At 73.7% G+C, this 21,824-nt stretch carries 16 protein-coding genes; 4 read left to right on the top strand and 12 right to left on the bottom strand.

Going from position 1 to position 21,824, the window contains the following annotated elements; genetic code table 11:
* Positions 1-14: 14 nt before the first annotated feature.
* Positions 15-2,426, bottom strand: coding sequence for an EAL domain-containing protein (locus tag Dvina_RS30550; RefSeq protein WP_223092778.1), 2,412 nt, complete (start codon positions 2,424-2,426; stop codon positions 15-17).
* A gap of 64 nt (positions 2,427-2,490) precedes the next feature.
* Between Dvina_RS30550 and Dvina_RS30555 the strand changes: the two genes are divergently transcribed.
* The 3 genes from Dvina_RS30555 to Dvina_RS30565 are packed head-to-tail and all read left to right on the top strand — an operon-like array spanning position 2,491 to position 5,906.
* On the top strand, positions 2,491-4,500 hold the full coding sequence (locus Dvina_RS30555; RefSeq protein WP_223092779.1) for an ATP-binding protein: 2,010 nt from the start codon (positions 2,491-2,493) through the stop codon (positions 4,498-4,500).
* A gap of 45 nt (positions 4,501-4,545) precedes the next feature.
* Positions 4,546-5,103, top strand: coding sequence for a TetR/AcrR family transcriptional regulator (locus Dvina_RS30560; protein WP_223092780.1), 558 nt, complete (start codon positions 4,546-4,548; stop codon positions 5,101-5,103).
* Positions 5,094-5,906, top strand: a complete 813-nt coding sequence (locus Dvina_RS30565; RefSeq protein ID WP_223092781.1) for a phosphotransferase enzyme family protein — start codon at positions 5,094-5,096, stop codon at positions 5,904-5,906. The genes Dvina_RS30560 and Dvina_RS30565 overlap by 10 nt, the downstream gene beginning before the upstream one ends.
* A gap of 101 nt (positions 5,907-6,007) precedes the next feature.
* On the opposite strand, the gene Dvina_RS30570 is transcribed toward Dvina_RS30565, so the two are convergent.
* The 7 genes from Dvina_RS30570 to Dvina_RS30600 all read right to left on the bottom strand — a co-directional run bounded on the left by Dvina_RS30570 (position 6,008) and on the right by Dvina_RS30600 (position 16,399).
* A complete protein-coding gene (locus Dvina_RS30570) occupies positions 6,008-6,952 on the bottom strand; it encodes a GNAT family N-acetyltransferase (RefSeq protein ID WP_223092782.1) in 945 nt (314 codons plus the stop codon).
* 121 nt (positions 6,953-7,073) lie between these two features.
* Complete coding sequence (locus Dvina_RS30575) at positions 7,074-10,457, bottom strand: 3-keto-alpha-glucoside-1,2-lyase-like domain-containing protein (RefSeq protein ID WP_246655418.1); 3,384 nt, start codon at positions 10,455-10,457, stop codon at positions 7,074-7,076.
* A 258-nt stretch (positions 10,458-10,715) separates the two neighbouring features.
* A complete protein-coding gene (locus tag Dvina_RS30580) occupies positions 10,716-11,696 on the bottom strand; it encodes a phosphotransferase family protein (RefSeq protein WP_223092783.1) in 981 nt (326 codons plus the stop codon).
* A 9-nt stretch (positions 11,697-11,705) separates the two neighbouring features.
* Positions 11,706-12,635, bottom strand: a complete 930-nt coding sequence (locus Dvina_RS30585) for a cation diffusion facilitator family transporter (RefSeq protein WP_223092784.1) — start codon at positions 12,633-12,635, stop codon at positions 11,706-11,708.
* A 79-nt stretch (positions 12,636-12,714) separates the two neighbouring features.
* A complete protein-coding gene (locus Dvina_RS30590; protein ID WP_223092785.1) occupies positions 12,715-14,253 on the bottom strand; it encodes an NUDIX hydrolase in 1,539 nt (512 codons plus the stop codon).
* Positions 14,254-14,312: 59 nt separating this feature from the next.
* Positions 14,313-14,789 carry a DUF1772 domain-containing protein gene (locus Dvina_RS30595; protein WP_223092786.1) on the bottom strand — a complete coding sequence of 159 codons (477 nt, stop codon included), beginning with the start codon at positions 14,787-14,789 and terminating at the stop codon, positions 14,313-14,315.
* A gap of 257 nt (positions 14,790-15,046) precedes the next feature.
* Positions 15,047-16,399: a CHAT domain-containing protein gene (locus Dvina_RS30600; RefSeq protein ID WP_223092787.1), complete on the bottom strand. Its 1,353-nt coding sequence runs from the start codon at positions 16,397-16,399 to the stop codon at positions 15,047-15,049.
* A gap of 201 nt (positions 16,400-16,600) precedes the next feature.
* Between Dvina_RS30600 and Dvina_RS30605 the strand changes: the two genes are divergently transcribed.
* Positions 16,601-17,203, top strand: a complete 603-nt coding sequence (locus tag Dvina_RS30605) for a GNAT family N-acetyltransferase (protein WP_246656608.1) — start codon at positions 16,601-16,603, stop codon at positions 17,201-17,203.
* Here Dvina_RS30605 and Dvina_RS30610 read toward each other — a convergent pair.
* From Dvina_RS30610 to Dvina_RS30625, 4 genes are all read right to left on the bottom strand, one after another.
* A complete protein-coding gene (locus Dvina_RS30610) occupies positions 17,196-18,041 on the bottom strand; it encodes an NmrA family NAD(P)-binding protein (RefSeq protein WP_223092789.1) in 846 nt (281 codons plus the stop codon). The genes Dvina_RS30605 and Dvina_RS30610 overlap by 8 nt on opposite strands.
* Before the next feature lie 206 nt (positions 18,042-18,247).
* Positions 18,248-18,973 (bottom strand): ABC transporter permease, encoded by a 726-nt coding sequence (locus Dvina_RS30615; RefSeq protein ID WP_246655419.1) that lies wholly within the window; start codon positions 18,971-18,973, stop codon positions 18,248-18,250.
* 146 nt (positions 18,974-19,119) lie between these two features.
* Positions 19,120-20,670, bottom strand: a complete 1,551-nt coding sequence (locus tag Dvina_RS30620) for a DUF1349 domain-containing protein (protein ID WP_223092790.1) — start codon at positions 20,668-20,670, stop codon at positions 19,120-19,122.
* 140 nt (positions 20,671-20,810) lie between these two features.
* The gene (locus Dvina_RS30625) at positions 20,811-21,743 is read right to left on the bottom strand and encodes an ATP-binding cassette domain-containing protein (RefSeq protein WP_223092791.1); all 933 of its coding nucleotides are present in this window, start codon (positions 21,741-21,743) and stop codon (positions 20,811-20,813) included.
* Between the last annotated feature and the right edge of the window lie 81 nt (positions 21,744-21,824).

A 21,824-nucleotide genomic window follows, 5' to 3' on the forward strand; every position in this document is an offset into this window, starting at 1 on the left:
GGAGCATTCGGTTGCTATTGGGCAACCATCGCGGCGGACTGGCGGCGCAGCTGCTCGGCCGGGACCGGGCGGCCGCAGTGGAACCCCTGCAGCAGCGGGCAGCCGAGCGCGACGAGCTCGGACAGCTGGGCGGCGTCCTCGATGCCCTCGGCGACGACCTGCAGACCGAGGGTCAGGCCCAGGTGCAGCACGGCGTCGATGAGGTCCCGGTGCCGGCCGCTGCCGACGAGCCCGTCCAGGAACGAGCGGTCGATCTTCAGCACGTCGGCCGGGATGTCGCGCAGGTAGCCCAGGGACGAGTACCCGGTGCCGAAGTCGTCGATGGCGACCCGCACACCGAGCGCGCGCAGCCGGTCCAGGCGCGGGGCGGTGGCGGCGACGTCGCGCATCAGCGTCGTCTCGGTCACCTCCAGCACCAGCGCCTCCGGGCGCAGGCCGGTGTCCCGCAGCACCTCGGTGACCAGGTCCGGCAGGCCGGGGCTCTCCAGCAGCGGCGCGGCCACGTTGACGCTTATCCAGTCCGGGGCCTGCTCCGGCTCCTCGTCCTGCCATTGGCGCAGGGTCCGGCAGCTCTCCCGCAGCACCCAGCGGTCGATGTCGGCGCTGAGGCCGGCCTCCTCGGCCAGCGGCAGGAACGCACCCGGCGGCCGCAGCCCCAGCGCCGGGTCCTGCCAGCGCACCAGCGCCTCGACGCCCACGGACCGGCCGGTGTCCGCGGCCACGATCGGCTGCAGGTGCAGGCGCAGCTCGCCGTGCTCGACGGCCAGGCGCAGGCGGCTCTCCTGTTCGAGCCGGTCGACCAGCCGGACGTGCATCTCCTCGTGGAAGACCTGGCAGCGGGCCTTGCCCTCGCTCTTCGCGGCGTACATGGCCACGTCGGCGTTGCGGACCACCTCGTCGGCGTCGGCGTAGCGCCCGGCGTCCCACACGGCGCCGATGCTCGCGCTGACCGCGACCTCCCGGCCGTCGATCAGCAGCGGCTCCTCCAGCGCCCGCAGGAGTCGGGCGGGCAGGCCGGCGACGATCTCGCCGTCGGCCGGATCGAGCATGATGCCGAACTCGTCGCCGCCGAAGCGGGCCACGGTGTCGCCCGCGCGCACGGTGCTCAGCAGCCGCTCGGCGGTGGCCTGCAGGAGCCGGTCGCCGGCGCCGTGGCCGAGGCTGTCGTTGACGCGCTTGAAGCCGTCCAGGTCGAGGAACAGCACGCCCAGGGGCGTCTGGGAGCGGGTCATCGCCTGCTCGAGGCGGTCGGTGAACAGCGCCCGGTTCGGCAGCCCGGTGAGCTCGTCGTGCAGGGCCTGGTGGCGCAGCTGCTCCTCGAGGGCCCGCTGCCGGGTCACGTCGCGCAGCAGGACGACCGCGCCGGCACTGCGCTCACCGCGCAGGATGGGGCTGACGGTGTACGCCACGCGCGTCCGCGAGCCGTCCGGAGCCGGCATGTCGCCCTCGCGCTGCACCGGGCCCCGCGGGCCGCCGGCGGCCGGGTCGGCGTCGGGGAGTACCACCGCGGCGTCCTGATCGAGAAGCTCGTCGACGCTGAGGCCGGTGATCCGCGCCGCCGCCGCGTTGGCGAACGTGATCCGGTTGTGCTCGTCGACGCCGCAGATGCCCTCGCCGGCGCTGGCCAGGATGGCGTCGGTGTACTCCTTGGCCAGGATGTCGCGGGCCGAGCGGTCCAGCTGCTCGGCCATGTCGTTGAACGCCCGGCCGAGCTGGGTGATCTCGTCGCGGCCGGTGGCGTCGACCCGGCGCGTGTAGCGCCCGTTGCGCACGTCGAGCACCGCCGCGGTCAGCTGCCCGATGCGGCGGGTCAGGGTGCGGGCGATCAGCCAGCCGATCAGCAGCACCAGGAGCACGCCGGCGGTGCAGGCGGCGGCGATGCCGAGCTGGGTGTGCCGGGTCGACTGCAGCATCTCGTCATAGAGGGGGGTGTACTCGAGGATGACCGCGCCCAGCGTGACGCCCCCGGCCCCGACGAGGGGCACCACCGCCTGCTGGATGCCGTCCGGGTAGTCGTCGCTCACCTCGATGAAGGTCCGCGTGCGCCCGTCGCGGATGGTCGCGCCGACCTCGTCGCCACGGTCGTTGTCGAACCGGCTGCCGACCTCCTCGGGGATGGCGTCGCCGAGCACGACCTGGTCGCGGTCCACGACCACCACGTCGCGGTCCTGCATCTTGTGCAGCCGCTGCAGGTAGACGCTGAGCGCGTAGCCGTCGCCGAAGAGCGGCTTCGGTACCTCGCCCAGGGTGTCGGCGGGCAGGCCGAACGCGACGTCGTTGCCGACGCCCTGCGCGATGTGCTCGGCCTCGGTCACGGCCGCCTGGCGCGCGGAGTCGGCGTCGATCCGCCACGCCATCGCGCCGACCAGGGCGACGAGGGCGGCGACGACGAGGTACCCCGCGAGCAGCTTCTGCCGAACGCTCATCGCCGCACTCATCGGCCCGCATACCCACCGCTTGACACTTCTTGCTGGCCTACAGTGACTCAATGTGACCAGGCGGAACTCTCACGTCGCCCTGTTCGGAGCGCTCACCGGCCCGGACGGCGCGGACGCGGCACTGCCGATCGACCGCCTGCTGCGCATCGCCGCCACCGCCACCCGGGCCCCGATCACGCTGGCCGTCCTCCACGAGCCCGCCGGCGGCCCCTTGACGCTGCTCGGCCGCCACGATCCGGCCGCACCCGCCGCCGACGTCACACTGCCGCAGGGCCTGCTCACCGCCGTCATCGCGGCCGGGCTGCCGATCATCGTCAACGACACCGCCTTCGACAGGCGGTACCGCACCGCGGCCCTGCGCGGCGCCACCCCGGCCGCCTTCGCCGGCTTCCCCATCCGCGACCGCTACGAGCACGCCATCGGTGCGGTAGCGCTCGCCGACCGGCAGGCCAGGGCCTGGACGACCCGCGAACTGGACATCGCCGACCAGACCGCCCAGCTCGTGTCGGCCGCGCTGCCGCGCTGCAGCGGGCGCCGCAGGCCCGGCCCCGGCGGGGAGGCGTTCCTGATGGCGCTGCTCGACACCCTGGACACCGGCGTCGCCGCCTGTGACGCCGACGGGCGGCTGCGGCTGTTCAACCGGGCGCTGCGCGACATGCTCGGCGCGGAGCACGGCGAGACCGGCCCGGCCGACTGGGCCTCCCGCTTCGTCGTCAACGACCTCAGCGGCAACCCGGTGCCCGGCGAGGCGATGCCCCTGGCCCGGGCCCTGCACGGCGAGCCGGTCCGCGGCGTCGAGCAGCTCGTCGGGCCGCGCCAGCGCCACGTCCTGGTCAACGGGCTGCCGATCGTCGGGCCGGACGGCGCCCGCCTCGGCGCGGTCGCCGCCGTCCACGACATCAGCCTGCGCCGGCAGGCCGAGCGGCTCGCCGAGTGCGAGCTGCAGGTCTGCTACGCCCTCGCCGACGCCGAGGACACCGCCACCGCCGGTGCGGCCGTCCTGCGCATCGTCGGCACCGCCTTCGGCTGGACGTGCGGGCAGCTGTGGCTGGCCGACGACACCGACGACATCCTGCGCTGCTCGGCGACCTGGCACGCCGAGCAGCACGACTGCCCCGAGCCGCCGCCGGCGATCCTCGGCCGGGGCGACGGGCCGGCCGGGCGGGCCTGGAAGACAAACGCCGCGGTCCTGGAGCCCGGCGACACCGACCGCGGCGGCTCACACCGCACCGCGCTGGCCCTGCCGATCCGCGACGCCGACACGACAGTCGGCGTGCTGGCGTTCACCGCCGACACCGTCCAGGAGCCGGGCGACCCGGTCGTGGCGCTGCTCAGCGGCGTCGCCGCCCACCTGGGCCAGTTCCTGCACCGCACCCGGGCCGCGGCGCTGCGCCTCGACCTGGCCGCCGCCCGCGACGAGTACCTCGGCCTCATCGGCCACGAGCTGCGCTCGCCGCTGACCGTGATCTCCACCTACGTCGAGCTGCTCGCGGCCGACCTGCCGGCCGACCACCCCGGCCACGACGACCTGCGCTCGATGCTCGACGCCGTGGAGCGCAGCACGGGCACCCTGCGCCGGATCATCGACCAGCTCATCGACCTCGCCGCGCTGGACGCCGGGCAGGCCGTCGTGCACCGGGTGCCGGTCGACCTCATGGCGGTCGTGCGGGACGCGGCCGGGGACATCGGTGTCGACGGGCCGGCGGCGCTCGTCGTGCCCGGGGACCGCGACCGGCTCGGCCAGGTCGTCGCACACCTGGTGGCCAACGCGGTGCTGTACAGCCCCGACGGCGGCCCGGTCGAGATCGCCGTGGGCCGCGACGGGCCACACGCCGTCGTCACCGTCGCCGACCGGGGCGTCGGCGTCGACCCCGACGAGCTCGAGACCGTGTTCGGGCGCTTCCAGCGCGGCCGCAACGTGCGCCATCAGGGATACCCGGGAGCCGGGCTCGGGCTCTCGCTGAGCCGCACCTTCACCGAGCAGCACGGGGGCTCGCTGCGGCTGGACGCCCGCGACGGCGGCGGGACGGTCGCGACGCTGAGGCTGCCGGTCGAGACGTGACCCGCTCCGGTCGAGACCGAACGTTCTCCCCACTATCATGGGGTCATGACCAGCAGCGCAACCGCCGGCCGGCCGTCCGAGGCGCGGGACCGGCTGCTCGGCACCGCCTCCCGCATCTTCTACGCGGAGGGCATCCGCTCCGTGGGCGTCGACCGGATCGTGGCCGAGGCGCAGGTCACCCGGGCCACCCTGTATCGGCACTTCCCGGGCAAGGACGACCTGATCCTGGCCTACCTGGCCGCCGCCGACGAGGCCATCCGGGCCCGCACCGGCGCCGCCGTCGCCGTGGGGCTCCCGGGGCCCGAGACGGTCCGGGTCATCAGCCAGGGCATCGCCCACACCATCCGCACCGGCGGGTTCCGCGGCTGCGCGTTCCTCAACGCGGCCGCCGAATACCCGGACCCGGACCATCCGATCCACCGCGCCGTCCTGGCCCACCGGCAGTGGTTCCTCGACACCGTCGCCGGCCTGCTGGGCGACGACGCGCGGGCCCGGCACTTCGTGATGCTGCGCGACGGCGCGATGGCCGCCGGCTGCCTCTTCGACCCGGTCCTGATCGGCGACACGTTCCTCACCGCTGTCGACGGCTTCCTGTGCACCTGACCGAGCTGCTGGCCGGCTGGGACCTCCCACCCGATGCACAGCTGTCCCCCACGGCCGCCGGCACGAACAACCACACGTTCCGGGTGGCCGCCGGTGGCCGGGCCTGGTGCCTGCGGGTCAGTCAGAACATGGATCTGGGCCAGGTGCGGGCCGAGCATCGGTTGCTGGACCGGCTGGCGCGGGCGGGGCTGTCGTTCGCGGTACCCGCACCGGTCCCCCGCCGCGACGGCACCACCGCGGCCGACAGTCCCGACGGCCCGGTCACGCTGTGCGAGTGGATTCCCGGCGTCCGGCCCGACCTCAGCACGGAGCCCGCCCTCGCCGCGCTCGGCGGCGCCGCGGCCGAGCTGAGCACCGCCCTCGCCGCGGTGCCGGCGCACGACGCCCCGTTCGACTGGCAGGGCGGCCCGCTCGCGGACCTCCCGGACCTGGCGGCGCTGGAGCGGGACCTGCGGGCGGCCGGGCTCGACGCCGAGCGGGCCGCGGTGCTGCGCGACGGCCTCGACCGGGCGGTGGCGGCGTGGGCCGGGATCGCCGGGCGGCTGCCGCAGCAGGTGGTGCACGCCGACCTGGCGCCGTCCAACGTCCTCGTCGACCCGGCCACCGGCGCCGTCACCGGCATCCTCGACTTCGAGGTGGCCGGGTTCTGGGTCCGGGCCGTCGAGCTGACCGTGGCCCTCGCGCTGTCCGGCTCGGTCCGCGGCCCCGGCTGGGCGCGGCGGGCGGCGGCCGTGGCCCGTGGCGGGGCCTGGGGCACCCGGCTGACCGGCGCCGAGCTCAGCGCCGTCGTGGCCGGGGCCTGAGGCTCCGCGGGAACGCCGCGGCCGCGGCCCCGGGCGTCACGGCCCGGCCCGAGCACCAGTGCCGCACGACCGCGACCGGGTCTCGAGTAGCAGCGTTGCCGCTACGGCAGGGTCGACCCGGCCGCGCCGGTGAGCGGCTTGCGGTAGCGGTGGTGCTCACGGATCACCCGGAACCCGAGCCGCTCGTACAGTGACCGCGCGCCCGCCGGGTCGTGGCCTTCGGTGTGCAGCCGGATCGTCGTGGCTCCCGGCCCGGCCAGCGCGCCGAGTGTCCGGGTCAGCATCGCGCTCGCCAGGCCGCGCCGCTGCACGTCCGGGTCGACCTGGACGTCGTCGATCTCCGCGCGCCCCGGCCCCCGCGTCGCGGCGACGAACCCGACCGCGCGGCCACCGAGGGTCGCCACCTGGAACAGGTCCAGGTCCGACCGGCCGAGCCAGTGCTCGAACTGCTCCGCGGTCGGCAGCGCGGAGTACGGCCGCCCGGCCCACGCCCGCCCGGCGAGCGCACGCAGCGCCCCGGCGTCGCCGACCACTGCCGCCCGGACGGCGACGCCCTCGGGCAGCGGCCGGACGGGCACCGCCGACCCGTCGTGCTCCATCTCGACCATGGTGAACGCCGGCCGGTACCCGGCCCGCTCCAGCAGCGCCGCCCGGTCCGGCTGCACGTCCGACGCATTGCCGCCGAGCACCTCCGGACCGTCGCCGGCGTGCCGCGCGGCGGCGGACTCAGCCTCGGCCAGCAGCCGCCGGCCGAGCCCGCGCCCGCGCACGGGCGGCGCCACGTATCCGTCGGTGAGGTGGACGCGCGTCCCGTCGTCCTCGGTCCACGACCGCAGCAACCCCCACCCGACGACGGAGCCGTTCCGGTCGTGCGCGACCGCCGCCCAGTCCGCCGCCGCCACTCGCGCCCGCACAGCGTCCGGCTCCGGCAGCGGCTCGATGGTGGACAGCGCGTCGGCACCGTCGTGCGCCGCGTGGCGGGCCTGCAGCGCGCAGACGGCCGCCGCGTCGGCGTCCCAGAACGGGCGCAGCTCGTAGGCGGCCATCGGACGCGCCGGCTCCTCTCGTTCGTGGAAGGCGGGGCGGGAGGCCGTCCGCCGGCGGCGAGCTGGTCCGTGTGCACGGCCCGGCTCGCCGCCGGCAGCGACCTCCGGCGGGTGTGCCGTGCTACACCGGCTCGATCCAGATGTTGCGGTAGCGGACGTTCGCGCCCGGGTCGCCGTGGTCCTGGAGGCGGATCGGCAGGGCGGCGGGGCTTTCGGCGGCGCCGGCACCTGTCGGGCCGTCGATGGCGACGTTGTTGTGGACGGTGACGCCGTTCCACACTACCGTCACCCGTGCGTTCTCGACCTTCGTCGCGCCGGTGAACCTGGCCGCGCGGAACGTCATCTCGTAGGTCTGCCACGTCTGCGGGACTGTGCCCGGGTTGCTGTCGGGTGCGCGTTTGAGGTAGATCGAGCCGCATTCGTCGTTGGCCAGGGCCGGCTTGCCGTACGTGTCCAGGACCTGGACCTCGTAGCGGTCCTGCAGGTAGATGCCGGAGTTGGCGCGCTGCTGGCCGGTGACGTCGGACGGCAGGTTGGGCAGGTAGAACTCGACGTGGAGCCTGAAGTCGCCGTAGGTCTGCTTGGTGCGCAGGTCGCCGCCGAGGACCTCGGCCGAGCCGCCGGAGATCGGCCACGTCGGGGCGGTGCCGTCGGCGTTCTGGAACGCGTTGAGGCTGCCGCCGTTGAACAGCGTCACCCGCGACACTCCATTGTGGACCCACTTCTGCTGGGCCGCGCCCGCCGCGGCGTCCCAGATCTGCAGCTGGGTGCCGTCGGCGGAGGCGCCGCCGGCCGCGTCGAGCACCTTCGCCGACTGCGGGTTGCGCAGCGTGCCGTCGGCCTGCGCCTGCCAGACCTGGGCGGCCGAGCCGTTGCAGGTGTAGAGCTGCACCAACGTGGCGTTGGCGGTGCCGCCGTTGTCGACGTCCAGGCACTTGCCCAAAGCCCTGAGCGTGTCCCCGGTACGCGTCCAGCTCTGCGCGGTGGAGCCGTTGCACGTCCACAGCTGAATCTTCGCGCCGTCGGCGGTGCTCGCGTTGCTGACGTCGATGCACTTGCCGCCGATGCCGGTGATGGTGCCGGTGTGCTCGGCGGTGCCGGTGCCGCCGGCCGGTGTCACGTTGATGTTGTCGAGGTTGACGTGGCCGGCGTCGCCGCTGTCCACCTTGTACGCGACCGTGTTGCCCCCGGCGCGCAGCGTCAGCGTCTCGGTCTGCGTCGCCCACGTGTCCCAGTTGCCGGTGTCGGCCAGGGAGATCTGCTTCTGCTTCACGCCGTTGAGGTACAGGCTCACGGTCTTGGCCCCGGCCGCCGGATTCGGCCCGTTGCTGAAGCGCAGCGCCACGTTGTAGGAGCCGGCACTCGGGGCGGCGACGCTGAACGTGGCCGCGGCGCCCGGGCTGCCGAAGCCGGCGACGAAGCCGGAGCCGGAGTATCCACTGTGGTCGGTCGCGACCCCGGCAGTGCCGCTGAGGCCCGAGTGCTCGGCCTCCTGCTGCCCCGTCGGCGGGAGCGTGCCGTCGGCGAGCGCGTTGAGGGTGTACCACGCCTCCGTGCTCCACAGCGACTCGCCGGACGTCGAGGAGAACGGCCGCGGCGAGCGCATGGAGACGACCCGGCCCGGCTTGAGGCCGGCGACCTGGACGTTGACCTTCAGCCGGTCGGCCGACAGCGTCGCCGAGGTGACCGGCAGCGACTCCTCGTCGACCTTCGGGCCGCCGTAGGCCGGGGTGGAGACGTACCGCCACTGCCTGAAGGTGTACCGGGCGGCCAGCGAAGCCGCCGTCGCGTCGGAGACGGGCTGCGTGTACTCGATCTCGAAGCCGCCCGGCTTGACCCGCATCGCCTTCATGTCGAACACGGTGACGCCGTTCGGCGTGATCTTCTGCAGGCCGTACGTCAGCTTGCCCTCCTGGCCCCAGTTGCCGCCGGCGCCGAGACCACCGGCGTAGAGGGCTCCGTCCGGGCCTTCACTGATTCGCAGTACACCCATCTCGAGCCCTTGGGTCATGCGGAACACGGCACCCTGGTATTCGCCGTTGACCTTCTCCAGGGACGCGCGCTGGATGCCACCGTAGGTGACGTCGCCGAACGCGACCTGCCCGGCGTACGGTCCATTGTGGAGCACGATAGGCGTGCTCGGCGAGTTGGCGATCTCGTTCTGGGGCAGCCACAGGACCGGCTGGGTGATGGGCTGGCCGTCGAACGGGCCGTCGGGGTTGGTGTAGTGGCCGAAGAACCGGTCCTGCTTGATCTGCACGAGCTTCGAGGCCGGCAGCCAGCCGCCCTGGTTGTCGGTCACGAAGATCTCGTTCTCGGGGCCCCAGCCGATGCCGTCGGGGGTGCGCAGGCCGCCGGCCACGTACTGCACGGCGCCCGTCGACCGGTTGATTTTGAGGCTCGTCCCGCGGTTGGCGGAGCCCTGCGGATCCGTTGTCGCGCCGCCCTCGTTGATCGACACGGACAGGTTCAGGTAGAAGTACCCGTCCTGGTACAGCAGCCCGAAGCCGAACTCGTGGAAGTTGCCGTCGAAGGGCCAGGTCGCGACGGTGCGGTACCTGTCGATCTGCCCGTCACCGTTGGTGTCGGTGAGCTCGGTGAGCTCGTGCTTCTGCGAGACGTAGATGATGCCGTCCACGATCTTGAGGCCCATCGGTTCCCTGAGCCCCGAGGCGATCCGGGTGTACTGCACCTGCGACGGTGAGGTCGCGCCGGTCACGTTGCGCAGGATGTACACCTCGCCCGTCGTGTTGAGGCTACCGCCCCAGGTCGCGATGGCCAGGCGCCCGTCGGGGAACCAGTCCATGGCGCTGACCTGCGGGTTGAAGCCGCTCGGGCGCAGGTTCGTGAGCGTGTAGCCGGGGTGGAGCGACGTCAGCGGCAGCCCGTCGCCGGGCGAGTCGCCGGAGCCCTCGCACTCCTTGCGGCCGGGTGCGGTGACGCGTACGACACCGGAGTCCGTGCTGAGCACCGAGTTCGGCACGATCGCGTAGGCCGACGCGCCCGGCGGGCGCCATTCGAGGGTCAGCTGCTGGCCGCCGTCGCGCTCGAAGAAGTCGATGCGCAGGGCGTGGTATCCGGCGGTGAGGGCGACGCTGCCCTCGACGGCCGTCGCCCCGTGCAGCCCGTCGTTGGTGATGACGGTGGCCCCGTCGACGGCCAGCCGTGAACCGTCGTCGCTGGTGAGCCGGAAGGCGTAGGTGCCGGCGGCGGCAATGTTCACGTTGCCGATGACCTGCGCCTGGAAGTAGTTCTCCAGACCTCCGAAATCGGCCGCGGTGGTCCAGTTGACGCTCGGCATGAGCTTGTCGACGTTCGGCGTCTGGCCGGTCTTGAGCACGCAGATGGCGCTCTGCGGGGTCTGCAGGTCGAAGACGCGCAGGGTGACGCCGGGCTCTTGCGGGGGCACCGCCGCCCCGGCGGGGATCGCGGGTATCAGGCCGATGCCCATCAACATCGCGGCCGAGCGGATCGCCCATCGCTTGGGGGTCGTCCATCGCTTCATGAAACGCTCCGGGTTGGTAGGAGCCGTCACGGACGCCCGCGCGCGCTCGCCGAAGACGGGCACGGGTCATCGCCATGGCGACCGGCACCGAGGAACCGACGGCTGTCGATGTGTTACGTCACGCTAGGGGACTTCCGCAGGGTTGTCGATAACTTCTGCTGCCAGGAGCGAAAGATCGTCTCGTTTGTCCGTGAGGTCCGCTTCTCGAGTGTTGGATTTTGGCGAAACCCGGCACCACCGCGCCGGATTTGCCCGCGGTCAGCGGAACGCCGGGTACACAGCCTGCCGCGGCGGCAGGTGCGGCCACACCCGCCGCAGCGCCCCGATCACCTCGGCGAACCAGATGCCGAGCGGCTGCCCGGGCGCCGCGTCGACGGCGACTTGCAGGGTGTCGAGGAGCTGGCCGCGGCGGGAGAAGCCCATGGGCTGCGGCGCGTCGGCGGCGAGCAGCTTCGGCAGCCGGGCGAGCCGGACCACCGCCCAGATCGCGGTGGCGGCGGCCATGCCGGTGTCGTACGCCTCATCGTCACCGAGTCCGGCCGCGCGGCGATAGGCGGACTCGACTGCCGCCCCGACGATCGCCGGGATGCGCGCCCAGCACGGCGGCCCGTAGAACGGCAGCCGCAGGTGCGCCGCGTCGAGCAGCGCGTGCTGGAACCGGGCGCTCTCGAAGTCCAGCAGCCGCACCCGGCGCGCGCCGATCCGGCAGTTCTGCGGGGCGACGTCGCCGCTGGACAGCACCAGCATCGGCGGCCCGGGCTCGGCCATCCACGCCACGAGCCCGTCGAGCGCGCCCCCGGGCGGGGACAGCTCCTCGATCGCCGACCACCACTGCGGCAGCGTGGCGCCGGCCAGGGTCAGCCGGTCCAGCCGCCGGTCGACGCCGGGCAGGCGGGCGTAGAAGGCGTCCGCGCGCCCGCGGGTCGCCGCGTGCATCCGCCCGACCGACTCGGCGAACGCGACGAACCCCGCGGTGGCGGCCTGCGGGTCGTCGCCGACGAGGAGGTCCTCCAGCGCGTCGCCGGGGCCGAGGTCCTCGAGGATCTCGAAGTCGTCGCCGTACCCCAGCAGCCGCGGCCCGGCGTCCGACCCGACCGCCTCGAGGAAGGCCAGGGCCGCCCGCTCCCGGCCGGCCGTGTCCCCGGGCCGGCGGGTCTTGACGATGACGGACCGGGCCGGGTCACCGATGGTGCGGCGGGCGATCCGGGGATACTGCGTGTATCGGGCCGACCATCCCATCCGCCGACCTTAGGCGGGCCCCGCCTGTGGCTGGTAGACGTCCGGCTCGACGAAGATCAGCGTCGCGATCGGGACCGCCGCGCGGATGCGGGCCTCGGCGCTGTTCGTGGCGGCGCTGATGGTCTCCGCGACGGTACCCTCGGCCACCGTCACCTTGACCGCGACGAGCAGCTCGTCCGGGCCCAGGTGCATGGTCCGCAGGTGCACGACCCGGTCGAACAGCGGCTCGGCCAGCAGCGCCGCGCGAATCCGCGCGACGTTCGCCTTCGAGGCCGCCTCGCCCACCAGCAGGCTCTTGGTCTCCATGGCCAGAATGCACGCGATCGCCACGAGCAGCAGGCCGATGATGAGCGTCGAGACCCCGTCGAACACGGCGTTGCCGGTGATGACGGTGAGGCCGACGCCGAGCAGCGCGACCACGAGCCCGGTCACCGCGCCGGCGTCCTCGAGCAGGATCGTCGGCAGCTCCGGCGCCTTGGCGCTGCGGATGAACTGCCACCAGCTGCGCCCGCCCCGGGTCTCGTTGGCCGACCGGGCCGCCGTGGACAGCGCGTAGCCCTCGAGGCCGATCGCGATCACCAGGATGACCACGGCGACGAGCGGCGACTCGAGCTCCTCCGGGTGCCTGACCTTGTGGTAGCCCTCGTAGAGCGCGAACAGGCCACCGAGCGTGAACAGGACGATCGAGACGATGAAGGCGTAGATGTAGCGCTCCCGGGCGTACCCGAAGGGATGCTGCTCGCTCGCGGCCCGCTTGGCCCGCCGCCCGCCGACGAGCAGCAGCGCCTGATTCGTGGTGTCCGCCAGCGAGTGCACCGCCTCGGCCAGCATCGACGACGATCCGGTGATGACCGCGCCGATGCCTTTGCTCACCGCGATCCCCAGGTTTGCCGCGAGCGCGGTCACCACCGCCCGGGTACTGCCACCTTCCGCCGCCACGGACACCGACCTCCACACCGCACCGCCCAGGCCCCTGGCAGGCCGAAGTCGATCACCAGTGTGGCAGACCGGCACCGGGTCACGATATGCTGACGTCGCGCACCCGGACCGCGGTGCGGGCGGTGTCCAGGGCGTCGTGCACCGCGCCGGCGAAGACGGCCGTCAGCCGGCCGGGCAGCTCCCGGCGGGCACACCAGTGCACGCCGCCGCCCTCGCCGCCGGTGATGCGGGCCCGGAACACCAGCGTCAGGCCGCCGCTCGGGGTGTCGTGGTAGACGCCGGTCAGCGGGCCGGCGTCCACCGTGAAGCCGGTCGTGGCGGTCACGGCGCGGCCGAGCGCGGCCTCGAGCGTCTCGCCGGGGGCGACGGGGCCGCCGGGCAGCGCCCCGCCGGCCGTCAGCACGAGGCCCCGGCCGTCGGTGATCACGGCGTGGACGGCGACCGCCGCGGCGGGTGCCGGGGCCGCCACGGCGGCCGGGGCCGGCTGCGGCCGCTCGGCGCGCAGCCGCTCCTGCTCGGCCCGGCGGCGCTCGTTCTCGCCGTGCAGCCGGTCGGCCAGGGCCAGGAACTCGGCCCGCGCCTTCGCCCGGTCGGCGCCGGCGAGCAGCTGGTCGGCCAGGGCGTCCACCGGCCAGGTCAGCAGCTCGCCGTGGCGGGCGAAGTACAGGCCCGCGGTCCGGATGCGGTAGGCGTCGCGGTCGTCGAGCCAGGCGCAGGCCAGGACGTGCCACAGCCACTGCCGGGAGCTCGTCGTCCGGCTGGTGGTGATCGCGGCGTGGACGCGCACGAGCGCGCTGCCGTCCGGGCCGGCCAGCAGCAGGTCGCTGTCGTGGCGGTGGTCGAGGAAGACGGGGCTGGCGATGCCGAGCGGCCGCCCGGGCGGCGGGTTGCCGGCCAGCCTGGCCAGCTCGCCGAGCGCGCCGCGGCTCTCCAGCAGCCGGGCGATGGCGACCATCTCGTCGAGGGCGGTGTCCGGCACCGTGGCCAGCAGCTCCTCGACGGTCGGCACGCCGGCGCGGAACAGCCGGAAGACGGGCTGTTCGAGGGCGTCGTTGCGGTAGGCGAACTGGAACTGGGCCAGCAGCCAGCACAGGCGGGCCACGCCCCGCTCGGCACCGAGCCGGCCGAGCGGGGCGTTCGCGGCGAAGTAGGCGCGGGTGCGCTCCAGCAGGCCCGCGAGCATCGGCTCGGCCGGATAGTCCTGGGCCCGCCCGTCGAACCGGGGCATGGCCGGCCCGGCGTAGGACGGCACGCGCGCCCAGCCGTCGAGCGTCGGGCTGTAGTGGACCGCGTCGCCCCGCAGCTGCGCCGGCATGCTCGCGTGGGAGGCGTAGCGCGCGGCCTGCTCATCGGCCCACTCCCGGCGCACCAGGCCGAGATGCACCAGGCCGAGCAGGGCGGCATAGGGTGGGGCGGGCTGCACCAGCGCGGCCAGCCGGATGCCGACGGCCCGCTCGACCTGGGCCCAGTGCTGCCGCTCGACGCCGTCGGCGGGCCGGATCGGCTCCCGCGCCCGGGTGTGCCAGGTGATCCGGGTGGTCAGCTCTTCCCAGCCGCCGAGGTGGTCGGCGCACCACTCCCCCAGCTCGCCGCGGTACAGGTGGGAAATCACCGACATCAATCCAGCATATCGGGCGGACGGCGGCCCGGCCCGGCGACGCCGGCCATTGTGGACGGTCAGACGGCGAGCACCAGGGTGAGGCAGAAGCCGAGCAGGGCGGCCCCCTGCAGGGCGGCGCGCAGGTTGATGATCGAGTCCCACCGCTCCTGCAGGCGGCGGGCGTCCGGCGGCACCCGGCCGGCCGCGGCGGCCGCGATGAAGGTGTTGTTGATCGGCAGCGCGACGCGGTTGAACAGGACCAGCCAGATCAGCAGCAGGAGCAGGCCGGCGCCCGCGGCGGCGCCGGCCGACGGGTGCCCGGCCAGGAACGCGACGAGGGTGGCCGCGGCGGCGGTGACGACGCTGAGGATGCCGGCCACGGGCATGCGGGCGTTGCCGTAGCGGTGGGCCAGGCCGACCACGCGGGTCATGGTGGCGTCGTCCAGCGCGGCGTACGTCGGGCGCATGACAAGCGCGCCGAGCGCGTCGGTGCCGAAGATGACCGCCGTGGCCAGCGCGGCCGTGATGGCGAGCACGTCGAGGAGCACGATCATGATCCCTCCCGGATCTAGCGTTGCTAGCAACACTAGCACTGCTAGAAACGCCGGGGCTAGCCCGGGCCGGCCGACCGGGACGCATCACTCGCGGGACCTGGAGATCCTGGAGCTGGTGGTGCAGGGCCGGCCGATCTCGCAGGTGGCGGCCCGGCTGTTTTGGCCCCGAAGACCATCCGCAGCCGCGTCTCGGAGATGCTCGCGAAGCTCGCGTGGCGATCCGCGAGGAGGCGATCGCCCCGGCCCGCGGCGGCGGCTCAGGACGTCCGGGAAAATAGCAGCGGCGTGCGGTGCTGGTGCTCGGTGCCCGGCCGGGAGCGCACATGGGCGCAGCCCCGCGTGAACGCCCGGGGGATCGGGAGCCCGCCGAAGAGCCCCTCGTAGAAGCCGACGCTGAACTGGATCGACGCGTCGTCGGCGATCATATTGCGCATGCCGACGGTGTACTGGATGCGCGTGGCCAGGGTCTCGGCGAGCTGAACCGAGTGGCAGGCGTTGACCACCACGCACCGCAGCGAGTCGCGGTGCTGCCCGAACAGGTCGGCCAGCCCCTCCGGCGTCACCAGGTCCCGATCGCCGAGCTCATCCTCGACGCACAGGTTGCCGTCCTCGTCGCCGTGGCCGGAGAAGTGCACGATCTGCGGCTCGTAGTCGATGAGCGCCTGGCTGATGTCCTCGAACCGGGCCGCCGGGCACCACTCGAGCCGGAACCGTTCGCGGTCCCGGCTGCGCTGCAGCTTCTCCCTGACCTTGCGCATCTCCAGGTCGGACCGTAGCGGCTCCATGTCCCGGGGCGCGGCGGCCAGATACAGGACGACCTGCTCGCTCTTCCGCCCGGCCCGCGGCGGCGCTTGCTGTCCGGTCTGCCCCTCGGTCTGCTGCCCGGTCTGCGGGGGCGCCTGCTGCTGGGTCTGGTGCGGCGCTTGCCCCTCGGGGCGCACGGTGACCGTGGCGCTGTCCTCCTGCGTCCGTGCGCGCAGCTCCCCACCGGCGTCCCGGAACCGGTACGTCGTGCGCACGTCGACCGGCACCCGCCCGGCCACATCCATTTTCACACTGAACGTGCACCGGACCGAGGCACCGTCCCCGAGCACCGCCACCCGCGACCGCCGCCCATCGGTCTCGAACGGCCCGTCGACCGCCGCAATGACATCCCCGAGCGCCACCCCTGTCCCGTTGCCGACCCGCAGCCTCAGCTCGCCCCACTGCCCGGCGGCCAGCTCTCCGTCCTCGCACTCGACCCGCAGCCGCCCCCGGGGCAGCCGGACCGGCTCCGCCTTGATCGCCGCCGCGGCCACCAGCCGGACACTGAAGTCGGTCACCCGCCGCTGCCGGTCGGACTCGTCGCGGTACGCGAACCTCGCGCTTGTCAGCTCGAACGGCCCGACCTTCTGCGTGAGCACCGAAATCGTGTGCGTGTACACCCGCCCGGGCCCCAGCACCGGGATATCCACCTGCCCGACCCCGCTCTGCAACATCACGCCCGGCGGCAGCCGCACCATGAACTCCACGTTGAAGCAGGGTGCGCGCCCGGAGTTGAAGAACCGCAGCGTCAACGCCGAACTCCGCCCCACCACGATCTCCTGCGGCGACACCGCGACCTCGATCACGCCGCCTCACCCCTCCGCTCCCACCGCCCGACCCTCCACCAAGGCCTCTGACCGCTCTCTGACGGACAGCACGTATCCGTTCTCTGAAGGACAGCACAGGTCCGCTCGCTGACGAACGGCGAAGGTCCGCTCGCTGACGGACAGCACAGGTCCGCAACGCGGGCGACACCGGGCGCCGGCCGACGGCATCATGGCGCGGTGATGCCCCAGCTGGCCGCCCTGGCCGCCGACCCGTCGCCGCTGACCGGCCACGTGAGCGCCGGCGACACCACCTTCACGGTCCGCGCCCTGCTCCCCTCCGACGCCGGCCCACTGACCTCCTTCCTGGCCAACCTGTCCGCGACCAGCCGCCGCTACTGGCACGGCGACACCGCCGCGGCCGACGAGTCGGCCAGGCTGATCGAGGCGATCGGCCGCTACGACAAGCTCCGCCTGGTCGCCCACCGCCCGGAACACCCCACCGAGCTGGCCGGCCTGATCGACCTGAGCTTCTCCCTTCCGGACGGCTACGAGATCACCCGCTTCGCGGCCCACGGCGTCGCCCTGGACCCCGAGCGCACGGTCCGCTTCGGCCCCTGCGTGTCCGACGCCTGGCAGGGCCGCGGCCTGGCCGCCGCCCTGCTCCCGCCGGCCTGGTCAGCCGCGCGCCTGCTGTCCCGAGACTGCGTGGTCCTGTACGGCGGCGTGGACCCCGCGAACCACCGGGCCCGCCGCTTCTACGCCCGCCACGGCTTCACCGAGGTGGGCCGGGAAAACGGCGTCGTCGACATGATGCGCTACCTGCCCGTCACCTCTCCTACGTGAAGTCGCTGCGGTGATCACGCGCCCACTGCACGAGCGTCCGCCCGCTGTGCCCGGTCAAGTCGCGCACGCCGCTGCGCACCGGGTCGGGCGCGGCCACGGTGTCGCTCCAGTAGTCGAGCAGCATGGCGATGATCTCCGGCGGCACGAACTGCCCGACGTCCTGCCGGAACTCCTCCGGGCTGATCTCCACCACCTCGAGGTCCCGACCGATGCCGGCCCCGATGGCCGCGACCTGCTCGGCCCGTGTCAGTGACTCCGGCCCGCTCAACGCATAGATCGCGCCGGCGTGCCCGCCCTCCATGAGCACGGCGGCCGCCGCCTCGGCGATGTCCGCCTCATGAATCGGCGCCTGAGCCGACCGCACGTACGGCGCCCGCACCGGCAACCCCGCCTTGATCGCCCAACCCCAGGAGAGCAGGTTGTTGGCGAACGTCCCCGGCCGCAGGATCGTCCACCCATCGGTCAACGCCATCACCGCCCGCTCGACGCCGAGGTGGTGCGTGTAGCTGGCCGACCCGATGTCCCGCGGGAACTCCCCGGCCGCAGCCAGCGACGACAGCACGACGAACTGCTCCACGCCCGCCGAGACCGCGGCCTCGACGAGCTCGGGCACCCCCTGCTCGAACGGGAACACGAACATCCGATCCACCCCGCCGAACAGCTCGGCACCAATCGCCGCGCCGCCCCCGAGATCCGCCCCGGCCACCTCCACACCGGCCGGCAACCCGGCGCGCTCCGGCTTGCGGCTCACCGCCCGAACCCGCTCGCCACCGGCCGCCAGCACCCCGACCAGCCGCCGGCCGACCGCACCGGTAGCTCCGGTCACCAGAATCGTCATTGCGCCTCATTCCCGTCGAACACCAAGCCGGCACCCCCGGCGAGCCGAACGCTACGAACGATTGCGGCCAACTTCCGACCTCATCCACGTGGACGCCAGCCGCCTACCGCAACGAGGCCCACCGTGCGGGCCGAGCGCGCGGGCCGAGCTTTGAACGACCGAGACCCACCGCGGCGGCGCAACGACAGCCGCGAACCCGCGCGCCTTCACGTGTCCCGCCGCCAGAGCAGCACCGCTCCCGCGAGCAGCGCCGCGCCGGCCCAGGCCGCGAGCACGCCGAGCCCGGCCCAGGGTCCTATCGGCAGTTGCCGCAGGCCCGTCGTGGCCTGCACGGCAAGCCCCGCGCTCATCGGTGCAGCCTGCTCGAGCACCCGGTGCACCCGCTCATTCGTCACCATCTGCGCCACCAGCGGCGGCACGAAGAGCAGCCCGAGTACGCCGCCGATCGCACTGCCGGAGTCCCGGACGACGGCGGCAACCCCGAGGCTGAGCAGCGAGACCAGCACCAGGTAGGCCACCGTCCCGCCCGCCGCCCGCGCCAGGCCACCGCCGCCGAGCAGCCCGTCCCCGAACCCGGGCGCAGCCGTGACCCCCTGCGCGGCCGTGAACCCATGCCGGGGCAGCACCGTCGCAGCGGTCACCAGCGAGCCGGCGACCGCCACGGTCCCCACGACCCCCACCGTGCCGGCGAGCACGATCCCTTTGGCCGCCAGCACGACCCCCCGTCCGGGCATCGCAGCCAGCGTCGTACGGATCAACGCCGTGCTGAACTCCCCGCTGACCACCAGCACCGCCAGCACCGCCACGGGCGCCTGCCCCAGGTACACCCCGCTGAACACCAGCCGCCCGACGTCTACGCCGCAGCCGAGCTCGCCGCACCGCGTGACGCCGACGACGGCCGCCCCCAGCCCGACGGTCACCACCAAGGTCACGGCAAGCAGCCACCCCGGCCCGGGCGTGGTCCACAACTTCACCCACTCCGCCCGCACCGCACGCACCACGGCAACGGTCGCGCGCCTGGTCTGCGGCACCCCTGGCCCCTCCGCCACGGCACCCTCGCCCCCACCGGCAACGGCACTCATGCGTCCCTCCGGCGTAGCAGGACGACGGCCAGCGCCAGCGCCACCCCGGCATACGCGCACAGCACCCCGAACCCGGCCGCCGGTGACAGCGGAAAGTACCCGTTGGCCGGCGTGTAGACGCTGTCCACCTGCGGATACCGAACCAGGGTCTGCTGCACCGCCAGCCCGGCCGCGGGCGTCACCTCGGTCAGCCACCGCGCCATCCCCGCCGGCAGGAACGGCACCCGCGCCAGCAGATGCGGCAGCACTGTCGCGACGACGACCACGGTGACCGCTGTCGCGCTTCGCCGCAGGACACCCCCGACCGCCAGCGCGAACACGGCGGTCACCGCCAGCACGGCAGCGGTGCCGACCTCGGCCCGCAGCAGCGCCCCCGGCGCGGCGGGGAACACGTAGATCCCCAGCCCGCGGACGAGCCGCAGCCACACCGGCACCGCGACCACGGCAGCGACCAGGCTCGTCACGAATGTCACGCCACCGATGACGAACGCCTTGACCACCAGCACCCGCCCCCGTCGCGGGCTGACACCGAACGTGCTGCGAATGACCCGATACCGGAACTCCGTCGTCATCATCAACGTGGCGATGACCACGATCACGATCAGCGCCGGAAACGTCCCGAACAGCAGGTCTCCGGGCGTGGCCGCGACCGCCAGATCGTTGCGCGTCGCGGGTGCGAGGTCCCCGCCGCCCGTCACCGTGAACCCGTCTCCGGCCGCCGCGAACCCAGCGGACACCTCCCGCGGAAGCCCGGCAAATGAGGCGCTGTCCGTCCCCCGCTGCTCCCCGCTCCACTCCCCCGCCGCCCAGTCCCCCACGAGCCGCGGAGCTCCGAACGACGCGGTCGCCGCATCGACCGCCGACCCGAGCCTCTCCATCCGGGCCGGGCAGGCCACGAACAGCCCGACTTCGGCAGTCCGTTCCAAACCCTGCAGCTGTACCGTCGCAACCCCGCTCCACTGCGCACCGTCTACTGAGGACTCGCCGGTCACCAGGTCCCCGGCCCGCGTCAGCCGCAGCCACCGCACAGCCGAGGCCGGCACCCTTACGGCCGGCCCGGCGTAGTCGTGCAGATAGTCGTACTGCATCCGCACCCCGTGCCCGCCCGTCACCATCACCGCCGCATACCGCGCCCCCGGCTGCTCCCCCGCGCTGATCAGCAGCCCGGCCTTGGCCCACGGCGCCACCGACCCGCCGTCTGCGCCGCGCTGGGAGGTAAGTCCCGACACGGCAACGGTGATCTGCCCGTCCCCGGCGAGCGCGCGATGCACGAAGTAGTACCCGGCACTCACCGGCTCGCCGTCCGGCCCGACCGGCACCGGCCGCAGATGCTCCGGCGGCCCCCCACCCAGCCCCGTGGCCGGAAACACCAGGATCAGCAGCGCCGCCACCACACTGCCCCACGCCCATCCCCGCACCGACCGAAACTTCGTCCACTCCGCCCGCACCAACCGCACTATCGCCGACCAGGTGCTCGTCCCGTCCACCGCCTCCAGCCCGGGCCCGCTCTCGCGACGCGACCGGCCGAACCCGGTTTCACCGCCCATCTGACCGACCGCGTCCGCGCGGCGCGACCAGCCGCGCCCGGTCTCAGCGCCCGTCTCGCGCGACCGGCCGGCTCCGCTCGGACTGTCGGGGTGTCCGGAACCGCCGGCGCGGCCAGATCGGTCCCGTCCACCCGGCGGCGTCACGACGACGCTCCGGTGGCGGCGGCGCGATACTCGACGGCGTCGCTGGTCAGGTCGAAGTACGCCTCCTCCAGCGTCGCCCGATGCGGTGCCAGCTCGGAGAACGGGAGCCCGCGCGCGGTGAGCACGGCGACCACCCGCTCGGCGCCGAGCCCCCGGACGGACAGCACCCCGGCCGCCGTTTCGGTGACGTCGGCGCCCGCGGCGGTGAGCGCCGCGACCACAGCCCCCGCGGCGCTGGTCCGCACCCGCACCCGGTCCCCGGAGGCGGCCGCGATGAGGTCGGCGACGCTGCTGTCGGCGATGACCCGGCCCCGGCCGACCACCACCACGTGGTCGGCCATGCCCTGCAGCTCACCCATCAGGTGGCTCGACACCAGCACGGCCCGGCCCTGACCGGCCAGCGTCCGCAGGAACCGGCGCAGCCACACGATGCCCTCCGGGTCCATGCCGTTGAACGGCTCGTCGAGCATGATCGCCGGCGGGTCGGCCAGGAGTGCGGCCGCGAGCCCGAGGCGCTGCTGCATGCCGAGCGAGTAGCCGCCGGCCGGGCGCCGGCTCGCCGAGGCGAGGCCGACCAGCTCGACGACCTCGTCGACGCGGCCCCGGCCCAACCCCTGTGAACGCGCGAGCCACAGCAGATGGTTGCGGCCGGTCCGGGCCGGGTGCAGCGCGGAGGCGTCCAGGAGCGCCCCCAGGTAACGCAGCGGGCTGCGCAGCGACCGGTACGGCCGGCCTCCGACGAGCGCCCGGCCCGAGTCGGCGGTGTGCAGGCCCAGGATGATCCGCATGGTGGTGGACTTGCCGGCCCCGTTCGGCCCGACGAATCCGGTGACCCGCCCCGGCTCGGCCGTGAAACTCATCCCGTCGAGTGCTGCGGTGGAGCCGTACCGCTTCCGCAGTCCGGCGACTTCGATCGTGGCGTCGCTCATGGCATCGGTTGTACGCCGAGGCCGGTGACAGCCAGGTGTCAACAACTGTCACCTGGTTGTCACCTTGCGCCTGGCATGGTG

Origin of the sequence: Dactylosporangium vinaceum (assembly GCF_019904175.1) — a bacterium.
Lineage (GTDB): Bacteria > Actinomycetota > Actinomycetes > Mycobacteriales > Micromonosporaceae > Dactylosporangium > Dactylosporangium vinaceum.

Excerpts from the sequence above, each read along its gene's own strand:
- Dvina_RS30550 (WP_223092778.1), bottom strand. The coding sequence starts at position 2,426 with ATGAGCGTTCGGCAGAAGCTGCTCGCGGGGTACCTCGTCGTCGCCGCC.
- Dvina_RS30560 (WP_223092780.1), top strand. The coding sequence starts at position 4,546 with ATGACCAGCAGCGCAACCGCCGGCCGGCCGTCCGAGGCGCGGGACCGG.
- Dvina_RS30570 (WP_223092782.1), bottom strand. The coding sequence starts at position 6,952 with ATGGCCGCCTACGAGCTGCGCCCGTTCTGGGACGCCGACGCGGCGGCC.
- Dvina_RS30575 (WP_246655418.1), bottom strand. The coding sequence starts at position 10,457 with ATGAAGCGATGGACGACCCCCAAGCGATGGGCGATCCGCTCGGCCGCG.
- Dvina_RS30580 (WP_223092783.1), bottom strand. The coding sequence starts at position 11,696 with ATGGGATGGTCGGCCCGATACACGCAGTATCCCCGGATCGCCCGCCGC.
- Dvina_RS30590 (WP_223092785.1), bottom strand. The coding sequence starts at position 14,253 with ATGTCGGTGATTTCCCACCTGTACCGCGGCGAGCTGGGGGAGTGGTGC.
- Dvina_RS30595 (WP_223092786.1), bottom strand. The coding sequence starts at position 14,789 with ATGATCGTGCTCCTCGACGTGCTCGCCATCACGGCCGCGCTGGCCACG.
- Dvina_RS30605 (WP_246656608.1), top strand. The coding sequence starts at position 16,601 with ATGCCCCAGCTGGCCGCCCTGGCCGCCGACCCGTCGCCGCTGACCGGC.
- Dvina_RS30610 (WP_223092789.1), bottom strand. The coding sequence starts at position 18,041 with ATGACGATTCTGGTGACCGGAGCTACCGGTGCGGTCGGCCGGCGGCTG.
- Dvina_RS30620 (WP_223092790.1), bottom strand. The coding sequence starts at position 20,670 with ATGGGCGGTGAAACCGGGTTCGGCCGGTCGCGTCGCGAGAGCGGGCCC.
- Dvina_RS30625 (WP_223092791.1), bottom strand. The coding sequence starts at position 21,743 with ATGAGCGACGCCACGATCGAAGTCGCCGGACTGCGGAAGCGGTACGGC.